Raw genomic sequence first — 12,226 nt, forward strand, 5'->3', positions numbered from 1 at the left:
GCGGGGCGGGTGCGGGCGTGGGCGCTAGGGGGCGGCGCGGTCGGCGGCGGGTGCGGGCGTGGGCGCTAGGGGGCGGCGCGGTCGGCGGCGGGTGCGTCCCGGCCACGGGGCCCGGCCCCGGGGTCCGGCCGGGGGCGCAGGCGCCGGCGGGCGGCGTATCCGGCGAGGCCGACGGCCAGCAGGAGCGTTCCGCCGTTGAAGAGGGGGGTGGCCCAGAACTGGGCGCCGAGCTGGCCGATCCCGGCGAGGCCGACGGCGAGGAGGGCGACGGCGACGAGCGTGCCGAGGGCGTTGGCGCGGCCCGGCCGGATCGTGGTGGAGCCGAGCAGGGCGCCGACGAAGGCGGGCAGCAGGTAGTCGAGGCCGACGCTGGGGTTGCCGATCTGCTGCTGGGCGGCGAGGAGGACGCCGGCGACGCCGACGACCAGCCCTGATCCGGTGAAGGCGTGGACGGAGTGGCGTCTGACGGGGATGCCGATGGCCTCGGCGGCGCGGGGGTTGGAGCCGATGACGTACAGGTAGCGGCCGAGCGGCAGCCGTTCGAGGAGCACCCACAGGGCGGCGGTGGCGGCGAGGACGTAGTAGGCGGGGAGCGGCAGGCCGAGGAACCGTGCGTCGTAGAGGTCGGTGAAGGCGGGCGGGAGGCCTTGGGGGCCGGGGACGATCCGGCCGCCGTCGGTGATCAGGCCGGTGAGGGCGTACATGCAGCTGCCGGTGCCGAGGGTGGCGATGAAGGAGTTGATGCGGCCGTATTCGACGACGACGCCGTTGAGGGCCCCGACCAGCGCTCCGCCGGCGACGACGGCGAGGCAGGCGGCCTGCCAGGGCCAGCCGGCGGTGACGATGAGGTGCATGACGAGGACGTGGGCGAGGCCCAGGCCGTAGCCGATGGAGAGGTCGAACCGGCCGGCGGCGATGGGCAGGGTCGCGCCGAGTGCCAGGAGGGCCGGGATGGACTGGTTGGAGAGGATGGAGGAGACGTTGTCCCGGGTGGGGAAGGTCTCCGGCAGGGCGGCGGAGAAGAGCAGGAAGAGGACGACGGTGAGGGCCGGCAGGCCGTAGCTGCCGAGGAGGTGCCCGGCGCGGTGGCCCCGCGGGGGGCGGCGGGCGGGTGCGGCGGTCACCGGTCGGTCGCGCTTGCGGTGATGGCGGGCATGGCGGAGGCGGTGCGGGTGAGTTCGGCGGTGGTGAGGGAGGCGCCGGCGAGTTCGGCGGCTACCGTCCCGCGGACGAAGACCAGTGCGCGTCGGCAGAGGTCGGCGACCTCCTCGAAGTCGCTGGAGACGAGGAGCACGGCGAGGCCCGCGTCGAGGGCGTCGTCGAGGAGCCGGTGGACGGCGGCCTTGGCGCCGATGTCCACGCTCGCGGTGGGCTCCTCCAGGACCAGCAGGCGCTGCCGTCCGTGCAGCCAGCGGCCGACGACGACCTTCTGCTGGTTGCCGCCGGAGAGGGTCGCGATGGGCGCCTCGCCGTCGGGCGGGCGTACGGCGAACCGGCGGATGAGGGCGGCGGCTTCGGCGCGTTCGCGCCGGCCGCCGGTCCAGTGCCAGGCGGGGACGCCGTTGGCGCGCGGGTTGGCGAGGAGGTTCTCCCGGACGGTCAGGTCGGCGGCGCAGCCCTCCTCCTGGCGGTTGCCGGCGACGAACCCGACACCGGCGGCGACGGCTTCGGCGACGGAGCGGGGGCGGTGGGGGCGGCCGGCGAGGAGGGCCCGCCCGCCGAGGAGCGGGAGGGCTCCGGCGAGGGCCCGGCCGAGGTGCATGTGCCCGGCGCCGGTGAGGCCGACGAGCCCGAGGACGTCCCCGGCGTGCAGTTCGAGGCTGACGGGGCCGGTGCGTTCGGTGGTGACGTCCTCCAGGGCGAGGACGGGCTGCGGCGGGGCGGCGGCCGGGGCGGCGGCGCGGCGGGGTCGGCGCAGTGCCTCCGGTGCGCTGCCCGCGATGTCGTGGACGAGGCGGGCGGGGCTGTAGGGGGCCAGGGGGCCGCGGCTGACGACGCGGCCGTCGCGGAGCACGGCGAACGTGTCGGCCACCCGGTACACCTCGTCGAGGCGGTGGCTGACGTACAGGATGCCGTGTCCGCGGTCCCGCAGGGCGTGCAGGACCTCGAAGAGGTGCCTGCAGTCGGCGGCGGGGAGGGTGGCGGTGGGCTCGTCGAGGACGATCAGTTCGCTGCGGCGGGCCAGGGCGCGGGCGATGGCGACGAGGGAGCGCTCGGCGGGGGCGAGGCCGGTGACGGGGGCGTCGGGGTCGAGGTGTCCGGAGACGGACCTCAGGGCGTCGGCGCAGCGCTCCCGGGTGCGGCGCCAGGAGATGAGGCCGTGCCGGCGCGGGTAGCCGGTGCCGAGCGCGATGTTCTCGGCGACCGTCATCCACCCCACGAGGCCGAGGTCCTGGTGGATGAAGGACATGCGGGCGGAGGCGGCCGCGGAGCCGAGCGGGTGTCCGGCGACCGTCGTCTCCCCCTCGTCGGCGTGGTGGATCCCGGCGAGGATCTTGATGAGGGTGGACTTGCCCGCTCCGTTGGGGCCGAGGAGGGCGAGGATGCTGCCGCTGTGGAGGTCGAGGTCGACGCCGTCCAGGGCGACGGTGCCGCCGAACCGCTTGCCGAGGCCGCGTATCCGGACGAGCGGCGGGTCGGCGGGGGGCCGGGGCGGGCTGTTCGGGGTGTCGGACGGGTCATGCACGGACGTCTCCGGGGCCGCCTGGCGGGTTGGTGATCCGGATGCTACTGGCAATTATCCGTCCTTATCCGACATGTCGCCCCCTGCTGTGGCCCCAATGGGCCAGTGGGCAGGACGGGCACCCCCGCAGGCGGACTCGCGCGGGCCGGCTCACGCTGCGTCCAGGGCGCACTCGGCCCAGATCACCTTGCCGCGGGGGGTGTAGCGGGTACCCCACGCCTGGGAGAGCTGCGCGACGAGGAACAGGCCGCGCCCGCCCTCGTCCGTGCCGGCGGCGCGGCGCAGGTGGGGGGCGGTGCTGCTGCCGTCGGAGACCTCGCATATGAGGGTGCGGTCGTGGATCATGCGGACCTGGATGGGCTCGCCGCCGTAGCGGACGGCGTTGGTGACGAGTTCGCTGAGCAGCAGCTCTACGGCGAACGCCGGCTCTTCCAGGCCCCATTCGGTGAGCGTGCGGGTGGCGGCGGCCCTGATCTCGCCGACGCGGGCCGGGTCCGCCGGGACGTCCCAGGCTGCGATCCGCTCGGCGGGCAGGGTGTGGATGCGCGCGGCGAGCAGGGCGATGTCGTCGTCGGGGTGGTCGGGTGCGACGGCGTCGATGACGCAGCGGCAGGTGTCCTCGGGGGTGCGGCCGGGGTGGGCGAGGGCGCGGCGCAGGTCTTCGAGGGCGGCGTCGATGTCGCGGTGGCGGTCCTCGACGAGTCCGTCGGTGTAGAGGACGAGGGTGCTGCCTTCGGGCAGGTCGATCGCGGCCGTCTCGAACGGCAGTCCGCCCAGGCCGAGCGGTGGTCCGGCGGGCAGTTCGGGGAAGTCGACGGAGCCGTCGGGGCGGACCACGGCGGGCGGGAGGTGGCCGGCCCGGGCCATGGTGCACTCGCGGGTGGTGGGGTCGTAGATGACGTACAGGCAGGTGGCTCCGACGATGCCGGCGCTGCCCGTGTCGCTCTCGCCGCCTTCTTCCCGGTCCAGGCGGACCAGGAGGTTGTCGAGGTGGGTGAGGAGCTCGTCGGGGGCGAGTTCCAGTTCGGCGAAGTTGCGGGCGGCGGTGCGCAGCCGGCCCATGGTGGCGGCGGCGTGCAGACCGTGGCCGACGACGTCGCCGACGAGGAGGGCGACGCGGGTGCCGGAGAGGGGGATGACGTCGAACCAGTCGCCGCCCACGCCGGATTCGGCGGGCAGGTAGCGGTGGGCGACTTCGACGGCGCCCTGCTCCGGGAGGCGGTGCGGGAGCAGGCTGCGCTGGAGGGCGAGGGCCAGGGTGTGCTCGCGGGTGTACTGGCGGGCGTTGTCCATGCACAGCGCCGCGCGGGCGCACAGCTCCTGGGCCAGCCAGGTGTCGTCGTCGGCGAAGGGGGCGGGGTCCTCGGAGCGGTAGAAACAGGCCACGCCGAGGAGGCCTCCGCGGGCGAGCAGCGGGACGGCGACGAGGGAGTGCACGGGGTGGCCGCCGAGGGCGGCGGCGGGGTCCGGGCCTCGGGCGAGCCATCCGCCGGCGGCGAGGTCGGCTTCGACGACGGCCTTGCCGTCGGCCAGGCAGCGCAGGTGGGGCGTGCCGGGGCGCAGCTCGACGGGGCTGCCCTCGGGGTGGAAGGGGTGGTCGTCGCGGATGCCGTGGACGACGGTGCGCCGGACGGGGCCGGCGTTGTCGGGGGGGTCTTCGCCGCGCAGGACGGCTTCGGGTACGTCGACGGTGACGTAGTCGGCGAGGCCCGGGACGGCGACCTCCGCGAGTTCGCGGGCGGTGCGGTGGACGTCGAGGGTGGTGCCGATCCGGGCGCTGGCCTCGGCCAGGAGTTCCAGGCGGCGGCGGGCGGCGAGAGCGTACCGGCCGACTTCGGGCTCGCCGACGAGCACGAGCCGGCGGGCGGCGCGGTCGGCGCGGTCGTGGTCGGGCCCGGCGCCGTTGCGGTCGGCGGCGGGTGCGGCGTGCGGGCCGGGCGGGGCCTGCGGGGCCGAATGTGCAGCCGGGGCGGGAGGCGTGGGCGGGGCTGCCGGGGTGGCGGCGGGTGCCGCCCCCACCGTGGAGAGCGCCGTTGAGCGGCGGGCGGCCGGTTCGCCGTCGGTGAGGACGGCTTCGACGGCGATGCCCTCGATCCCGGTTCCGCTGGTGACGGGGCGGCTGAGGAGGGTGGCCCGGCGGCCGTGGAGGAGGGTGACCTCGACGGCCGCCCGCTGGGTCGAGGAGATCAGTTCGGCGGCCCGCTCCTTGAGGACGGACTCGTCCCGCGGGTCCAACAGGGCTCCGGAGGGGTCGGCCGCGGAATAGGCGATGGTGTATGGGATCGCCCCTCCGGCTCCGGCCGGCTGCCCGTCTGCGCCGGCGTGCGCCCGCGCGTCGAGGTAGCTCCGCAGCAGGGCGCGCTCCCGTTGCGAGCTCTGCTCCGTCAGCCGGCGCTCGATGGACTCGGCCGCGCGCCGGATGAGGGCGGTCAGCGCCGGGTCCTCGTCGCTGCGCGGGTAGCCGAAGCAGAGGACGCCTTCGACGAGCCCGTTGAGCTGGTTGCGGACGGGCACGGCGCAGCAGGCGTTCGACTGGGAGCGCTCGGCGAAGTGCTCGGCCCCGTAGACCTGGACCAGGCGGCGTTCGGCGAGGGCGAGGCCGATGCCGTTCGTCCCGGCGAAGCGCTCGGCGAAGACGAAGCCGGGCACGGCCTGGATGGGCGGCAGGCGGCGGGCGAGCTCGGGTTCGCCGAAGCGGCGCTGGAGGACGGTCCCGGCCGCGTCGGCGAGGGAGACGTTCATCCGGCTCCCGGCGAAGCGGGCGGCGAGCTGGTCGAGGACGGGCCCGGCGGCGCGGACGAGCCGGCTGTCGGGGTCGAAGTCGTCGCGGTACGGGAGCTCCGTCTGGTCCGGGGACAGGCCGAGGAGCCGGCAGCGCTCCCAGGAGTGCAGGATCGGGCTCCGTACGCCCGTCTCGACCGGCTCGCCCAGAAGGAACCGCTCACGGGAGCGTACGGGGCTGACCGGCTCTCCCGTGACCCCCATCTGCACCACTTCCCTCGCACCGGTGCGGCGAGAACGGACACCCCGCTAGTTGGCCAGAATATATCCCTTTTGTCCGGTCGTGCCGGGTCGGCGGCCGTCAGAGGACGGCCACCGGACTGACGGGCGACCCTGTGCCCCCGGGCACTACCAGCGGCGCCACGACCAGCGCGAACTCGTACCGCTGCGCCTCGGCGCAGGCCGTGGAGAGCTGCTCCAGGTCGAGGTTGTCGAGCAGCGGGACGCCCATGGCGGCGACGGCCAGGGCGTGGACGGGCGAGTGGACGCCCGCGACCGGCGAGGGGCGGACGTCGCTGTCCCCGTCGGCGCCCAGCAGGCTGATGCCGCGCTCGGCGAGCAGCGGCACCGCGTCCGGGTGGAGGCCGGCGCTCGCCGCGCCGGAGTCCCACGGGCCGGCTTCGCGGCGGCGCCGGAAGCGGCCGGTCCGCAGCAGCAGCGCGCAGCCGTCGTCGAGGGTGGCGCCGAGCGCCCGCTCCGCGTCGAGGAGATCACGGGCGTGGAGGGTGTGGCCGGGTTCGAGCCAGTGCACGCCGAGGGCGGCGGGGAGGTCGAGCAGCACGCCCCTGGTGAAGAGGGCGCCGAGGTCGGCGACCGAGCCGAAGCGGGCGCCGGCCGCGCCGACGGCGTCCCGGGCGGGCGTCCCCCCGTACAGCTCTCCGCGGTAGGCCACGTGGGAGAGGGCGTCGAGGTGGGTGACCGCCTTGCCGTGGTAGTCGGCGGCGAGGAAGTCCTTGTGCGTGGCGGGCTCGGCGGGCTCGACGTCGCCGAGGTCGGTCATGTGGTGGAGGGCCGGGCGGCCGTTGTCGGGGCCCGGCCGGGTGTCCCAGGGCAGGCCGAGGGGGACGGCCCGCCCGGAGCGGACCAGGGCGGCGGCCCGCCGCACGTGGTCGGGGGTGACGCGGTTCCACGCGCCGCGGCCGGAGGGGGTCCAGCGCCCCCAGGTGCGTACCGAATCGAAGAGCTCGTCGAATGCGGCCCGGGAGAGCAGCGGGCCGTGGCCTGGCGGGTCGTCCCCCGCCGGGTCCGGCAGGGGCCGGGGCGGGAGGGGTACGTCGGCAGGGCCGGTGCTCATGGTGCTCAGCCTCCCAGAGGGGCGTCCGGGGAGCGGGGTGGCGGGCCGCGACGAGTGGCAGCAGCGGGGCCGGTAGGCGCAGGCTGTACCCATGCGGGCGCCCGTGCACAAGGCCCCCGGACCGGGGGCCGGCGGTCATCACCAGGTTCTGTTCGTGCTCGCGGAATGCGTTCCGTTCGCGCTCTCCCTGGTGGTGCTCATCATAGAGCTCACGCCCCTGCACTTCCTGTACACCGGCCCCCTGCTGTGCGCGACGCCGGCGCTGGCGGCGGTGACGATGGGGCCGAGGGGCACCTTGGCGGCGGCCGGGCTGGCGGTTGCGGTGAGCATCACGACGGCCACGTACAACCAGGCGTGGGGCAGCGGGCAGGTGTACGCCAATTTCCTCGCGCTGTTCCTCGTGTCGATCGCCAGCGTGACGACGAGCAACACCGTGCGGGTGCGCCGGGAGAGCGAGCTGAACCAGGTCCGCCGGATCGCGGAGGCTGCACAGGAGGTGCTGCTGCGGCCGGTGCCCGAGCGGCTGGGACCGGTGCGGGCGGCCAGCATGTACCTGGCAGCGGAGACGGGGGCGCAGATCGGCGGGGACCTGTACGAGGCGGTGCAGACCCGCTTCGGGGTCCGGATGATCGTGGGGGACGTGCGCGGCAAGGGGCTGCCGGCCGTCCGGGCGGCCGCGGTGGTCCTGGGTGCGTTCCGGGAGGCGGCCCACTACGAGGAGGACCTGGTGGAGGTCGTGGTGCACTGCGGGGCGGCGCTGCGGCGGGACGCCGTCGCGGTGGGCGCGACCGACGAGCACGGCCTGCTGGAGGGCTTCGTCACGGTGCTGGTGGCCCAGGTCGGGGACGGGCCCGTCGTGGAGGTCGTCAACCGCGGGCATCCGCCGCCGATGCTGCTGCACGAGGGCAGGGCGCGGCCGCTGCTGCCCGCCTCGGCCATGCCGCCGCTGGGCCTGGAGGAGTTCATCGCCGGCCCGCCGGGCCTGACGGAGGCCCACCCCTTCGCGCCCGGCGACCGGCTTCTGCTGCACACCGACGGCGTGATCGAGGCGCGCGACGGCGACCGGGCCTTCTTCCCGCTGCCCGAGGCGATGGAGCGGCTGGGCGGCTGCGGCGGCCGGGAGCTCCTGGAGGGGCTGCGGCGGGAGCTGGTCCGGCACACCGGCGGCCCGCTCGCCGACGACGTGGCCATGATCCTCGCCGACAGGGTGGCGGCGGCCGGCGGCCCGGCCCGTCCCCCCGGGCCGGTGCCCCCCTGAGCGTCAGTGCGGGCCGGGGCCGTTCGCGGCCCCTTCGGCGGCCCAGCGGGCGGTCAGGGCGTCGGTGGTGGTGAGGGTGGCGACGAGGGCGAGGGAGTGGCGCAGCACCTCGGCGGTGTAGGCGGCGGGCACGCCGGCGACGGCGTCGGCGGGGACGACGACCTCGTAGCCGAGGTTGACGGCGTCGAAGACCGTGTTCGGTACCGCGATGTTCGCCGAGACGCCGGCGACGACGATGGTGCGGATGCCGAGGTTGCGCAGCAGGGCGTCCACACCGGTGCCGGCGAGCGGCGACAGCCCGTGCAGCCGCCGTACGACGAGGTCCTCCTCGGCGACCCGGATGGGCGGCGCGACCTCGACGGCCGGGCTGCCCGCCAGCTGCCGCACGGGGAGCCGCGCGGCGGCGCGGAACAGCCGGGCGTTGGCGCCGGTACCGCGCCCGTCCGGGCGGCGTTCGGCGACGGCGTGCAGCACCTGTACCCCGGCCCCGTGCGCGGCGTCGACGAGCGCGGCCACCCGAGCCAGCATGCCCGAGTCGCGGGCCTCGCGGGCCAACTCGGGCAGGGCGCTGCCTTCGCCCACGACCCCGCGCTGGCATTCGACGGTGAGGAGCGCGGTGGCGGCGGGAGCGCCGGGGGCGGGGAGATCGGCTGGGCGGCGACCGGATTGCGGCATGGCTCCCCCTGGCGCGGCGGACGGCGGGGCCCCATGATTCCTGACACACAGTCAGATGTGAAGGGGTGGGTCAGTTGGCCGGAGCCTTCGGTACGCAGCGGCGCGGCCGCCGCATCATGATGACCGCCGGGGAGGCGGACGCCTTCCTGCGCCGGCAGCGGACCTGCCGGGTCGCGACCGTCTCCCCGGACGGGCGGCCGCACGTCGGGGCGCTGTGGTTCGCCTGGGACGGCACCTCGCTGTGGCTGTACTCGCTCACCCGCAGCCGCCGCTGGGCGGACCTGCGGGCGGACCCCCGGCTGTCGGTCGTGGTGGACGCGGGCGAGGAGTACGGGGAGCTGCGCGGGATCGAGCTGTCCGGCCGGGCGGAGTTCGTCGGCGAGGCGCCCCGCACGGGGGCGCCCTGCCCGGAACTGGAGGAAGTGGAGCGGATCTTCCCCGTGAAGAACTTCGGCGTGGCGCAGATGCCGCACGACGGCCGCCACGCCTGGATCCGCCTCACCCCGGAATCGGTGGCCTCCTGGGACTTCCGGAAGCTGTGAGGCCCGGCCCCGGCCGGTTCACCGAGCCCCGGTGTCGCACTCCCCCGCTCCGGCGGCGGTCCGCAGGGCCTCCAGGGCGGCCCGGACGGAGGGTCTCCGGTCGGCGTCGGCGCGCCAGACCGCGTACACGTGGCGGCGGACGGCCTCGCCGACCGGCAGCAGCCGCACGCCGGCCGGGACGGGCCCGCGGCCGAGGCGCGGGGTGACGCACACCCCGAGGCCGGCTTCGACGAAGGCGAGCTGGGTGTGGTGCTCCTCGGCGATGTGCCGGATGCGGGGCTCGACGCCGATGCCGCGCAGGGTGTGGACGAGCCACTCGTGGCAGAACTGGCCCTCCTTCCAGGAGATCCACTCCTCGTCGGCGAACTCGCCCAGCGAGACCTGCGTGCGGTCGGCGAGCGGGTGCCCGGCCGGGACCGCGATGTCGCAGAGGTCGTCGAGGAGGTGCTCCCTCGTGAGCTCGCCCGGCACCGGCATCCGCTTGTTGGGCCAGTCGATGGCCATGGCCAGGTCGAGGTCGCCGCGGACGACGGCGGCCATGCCCTCCGCGGGCTCCTGCTCCCGCACCCGGGGCCGCAGCTCGGGGTGGCGGGTGCGCAGCTCGGTCAGGGCCCGCGGCAGCAGGCCGCGCATGCCGGTGGGGAAGGCGCCGATCCGCAGCTCGCCGACGGCGCAGCCGCGGCGGGCCTCGATGTCGGCCTGGGCTAGCTCGACCTGGGAGATGATCCGGGCCGCGTGCTCGGCGAGCAGCCGCCCGGCGTCGGTGAGCCGGACGCCGCGGCCGTTCTTGGCCAGCAGCGGCTGGCCGACCTCGCGCTCCAGCTTGGCCATCTGCTGGGATACGGCGGAGGTGGTGACGTGGAGGCCGTCGGCCGCGCCGCTGACGGAGCCGTGGCGGGCGAGGGCGTCCAGGGTGCGCAGGCGCTCCAGGTTCAACATGTAAGCGATGCTACGCCGTTCCTGGCAAAGAATCTTGCTTGTGCTACGCAGTCGGGCCCAGCAGAGTACCTGTCATGAGCGCACCCGCCACACCCCGAACCGCCGCCTCACCCACCACCGACACCTCCCCCGCCCCTCGTTCCGTGAGCCGCGTGGACTGGCGGCTGCGCTTCGCGCTCCTCTCCGTCGTCTGGGGGTTCAGCTTCCTGCTGATCAAAGTGGGCACCGAGGCGTACGCCCCGTTCCACGTCGCGCTCGGCCGGGTCTTCTTCGGCGCCCTCGCACTCATGGCGGTGCTGCTCGTGCGCCGAGAGCCGCTGCCGCGCGGCCGCCGCACCTGGATGCACCTGACCGTGGCGGCCCTGCTGCTCAACACCGCCCCGTTCTCGCTGTTCTCGTACGCCGAGCTGACCATCCCCTCCAGCCTGGCGGGGATCTGCAACGCCACCTCTCCGCTGTGGGGCATGGCGCTGTCGCTGGTCGCGCTCTCGGAGGACCGGCCGACCCGCCGCCGCGTCGCCGGCCTCGGCCTCGGCTTCCTCGGGGTGCTGACCGTCCTCGGGGCGTGGCAGGGCTTCGCCGGCATCGACGCCAAGGGCACCGCCCTCGCCCTGCTCGCCTCACTCTGCTACCCGATCGGCTGGATCTACGTCCGCCGCACCCTCGCGTCGGTCCCCGGCTCCCCGGTCGCGCTGACCGGCAGCCAGTTGCTGCTCTCCACGGCGCAGCTGCTGCTGGTGAGCGCCGTGTTCACCACAGCCCCCGGCGCGTTCCCGCTGTGGCCGACGCTGTCGGTGATCGCCCTGGGCGCGCTCGGCACGGGCATGGCGCTGCAGATGCAGTACGGCCTGGTCGCGGAGGTCGGGCCGACGACGGCCCAGATGGTCACCTACTTCATCCCGGTCATCGCGACCGCGGCGGGCGTCGCCCTGCTGGGCGAGAGCCTGCACTGGAACACCCCGGTGGGCGCCGCGATCGTCCTGGTGGGTGCGGCGCTCACCCAGGCCCGCCGCCGCCAGGGCGCGTAGTGAAAGCACGGGCGAACCGGGCGGGGTGATGTCCCGGTCCGGCCCGTCCGCTCTCTGCCGAAGGCGGAGCTGATACCGGTGTGCTGTCGGCGGTGTCGGTCAGGAGGCCACCGGGGTCCGGATAGTCCCGGTGGGCCTGTCGGATCGACTCGGCCTTCATCCGTCGGCCGAGGCCGTGACCTCGGTGCTCGGGCAGCACCCCGTGCCGTAGCGCCAGCCGTCACCTGTGCCGTTGCCGGGGATGACGAGTTCGGTAAAGGCGGCGGCGGTGTCCGTGCGGCCGTCTCCATGTCCGCCAAGGCCGTAAACCGGTGGACAGCTCTCCGGCTCTGGGTGAGCATCACCGCGATGAACAACGAACCTCTCCCCGCCCCCAAACGCGTCCGTTTCGTCGAGCTCAGCGCAAAGGCACTGCGGGCGCTTGCCGACGGTGACCTCGCTGGCGGCAGCGCCGAGGCCGGGGTCGCCCTTGACGAACACTTCGTCGGTGAGCGAGCCCGCTGGATCTTCGGCTACCGCGCCGACCAGCTCGCCAAGGACCCCTCTGCCGCGCCCTGGATCACGCGTGCCGCGGTGTCCGAGCCGGACGGGGTCGTCGTTGGCGACGCCGGGTTCCACGGGCCGCCGGATGAGGCCGGCATGGTCGAGGTCGGCTATACCGTCGTGCCCGGGTACCGCCGCCAGGGCTATGCCCGCGCCATGCTGAGGGCGTTGCTCGTCAGGGCCGCGGCCGACCCCGACGTCAGGACCGTGCGCGCCAGGATCGGATCCGACAACACCGCCTCCCTGGCGTGCATCGAGGGCTTCGGCTTCACGCGCATCGGCGAGCAGGGGGACGAGCGCGACGGACTCACGATCATCTTCGAGGTCCCGGCAGACGCCATTCAGGCCGGGTGGCTTTACGGTCTCGGCGGACATGGTGATCGTCCCGGTCGGGCCGTGACATGAGAAGTGCCGCACGGGTTGGGTGAGTTGTGAAGCCGACCTGGGCCCGTACGGCCTGTTCCCATCCTGCCCTGTCCGGCG

General features: G+C 75.0%; 10 protein-coding genes and 1 pseudogene. 4 read left to right on the plus strand and 7 right to left on the minus strand.

Annotation, left to right across the window (positions count from 1 at the left end; all coding sequences use genetic code 11):
- Window positions 1–65: 65 nt before the first annotated feature.
- The 4 genes from IE170_RS25765 to IE170_RS25780 form a co-directional block, all read right to left on the minus strand.
- Window positions 66–1,124, minus strand: coding sequence for an ABC transporter permease (locus tag IE170_RS25765; RefSeq protein ID WP_189811817.1), 1,059 nt, complete (start codon window positions 1,122–1,124; stop codon window positions 66–68).
- Window positions 1,121–2,686, minus strand: a complete 1,566-nt coding sequence (locus IE170_RS25770; RefSeq protein WP_189811818.1) for a sugar ABC transporter ATP-binding protein — start codon at window positions 2,684–2,686, stop codon at window positions 1,121–1,123. Before IE170_RS25770 ends, IE170_RS25765 begins: the two co-directional genes overlap by 4 nt.
- 147 nt (window positions 2,687–2,833) lie before the next feature.
- Window positions 2,834–5,668 (minus strand): SpoIIE family protein phosphatase, encoded by a 2,835-nt coding sequence (locus tag IE170_RS25775; protein ID WP_189811819.1) that lies wholly within the window; start codon window positions 5,666–5,668, stop codon window positions 2,834–2,836.
- 97 nt (window positions 5,669–5,765) lie between these two features.
- Window positions 5,766–6,758: a cyclase family protein gene (locus IE170_RS25780; protein WP_189811820.1), complete on the minus strand. Its 993-nt coding sequence runs from the start codon at window positions 6,756–6,758 to the stop codon at window positions 5,766–5,768.
- Window positions 6,759–6,912: 154 nt separating this feature from the next.
- On the opposite strand from IE170_RS25780, the gene IE170_RS25785 reads away from it, so the two are divergent.
- Entirely contained in the window at window positions 6,913–8,016 is a 1,104-nt protein-coding gene (locus IE170_RS25785; RefSeq protein WP_308428429.1) for a PP2C family protein-serine/threonine phosphatase, read from the plus strand.
- Between the two features lie 3 nt (window positions 8,017–8,019).
- On the opposite strand, the gene IE170_RS25790 is transcribed toward IE170_RS25785, so the two are convergent.
- The gene (locus IE170_RS25790; RefSeq protein ID WP_189811822.1) at window positions 8,020–8,691 is read right to left on the minus strand and encodes a cysteine hydrolase family protein; all 672 of its coding nucleotides are present in this window, start codon (window positions 8,689–8,691) and stop codon (window positions 8,020–8,022) included.
- Between the two features lie 116 nt (window positions 8,692–8,807).
- Here IE170_RS25790 and IE170_RS25795 point away from each other — a divergent pair, with 116 nt between their 5' ends.
- Window positions 8,808–9,233 carry a pyridoxamine 5'-phosphate oxidase family protein gene (locus IE170_RS25795; protein ID WP_189811858.1) on the plus strand — a complete coding sequence of 142 codons (426 nt, stop codon included), beginning with the start codon at window positions 8,808–8,810 and terminating at the stop codon, window positions 9,231–9,233.
- Between the two features lie 18 nt (window positions 9,234–9,251).
- Here IE170_RS25795 and IE170_RS25800 read toward each other — a convergent pair whose 3' ends face one another.
- Window positions 9,252–10,172 carry a LysR family transcriptional regulator gene (locus tag IE170_RS25800; protein ID WP_189811823.1) on the minus strand — a complete coding sequence of 307 codons (921 nt, stop codon included), beginning with the start codon at window positions 10,170–10,172 and terminating at the stop codon, window positions 9,252–9,254.
- A 74-nt stretch (window positions 10,173–10,246) separates the two neighbouring features.
- Between IE170_RS25800 and IE170_RS25805 the strand changes: the two genes are divergently transcribed.
- On the plus strand, window positions 10,247–11,200 hold the full coding sequence (locus tag IE170_RS25805; RefSeq protein WP_223856584.1) for a DMT family transporter: 954 nt from the start codon (window positions 10,247–10,249) through the stop codon (window positions 11,198–11,200).
- Here the strand turns inward: IE170_RS25805 and IE170_RS32890 are convergent.
- Window positions 11,169–11,464, minus strand: a pseudogene (locus tag IE170_RS32890) (hypothetical protein); the annotation flags it as partial. The gene IE170_RS25805 and the pseudogene IE170_RS32890 overlap by 32 nt on opposite strands.
- A gap of 84 nt (window positions 11,465–11,548) precedes the next feature.
- Between IE170_RS32890 and IE170_RS25810 the strand changes: the two are divergent.
- A complete protein-coding gene (locus tag IE170_RS25810; RefSeq protein WP_189811825.1) occupies window positions 11,549–12,148 on the plus strand; it encodes a GNAT family N-acetyltransferase in 600 nt (199 codons plus the stop codon).
- Window positions 12,149–12,226 lie beyond the last annotated feature (78 nt).

Origin of the sequence: Streptomyces toxytricini (assembly GCF_014649915.1) — a bacterium.
Classification (GTDB): Bacteria; Actinomycetota; Actinomycetes; order Streptomycetales; family Streptomycetaceae; genus Streptomyces; species Streptomyces toxytricini.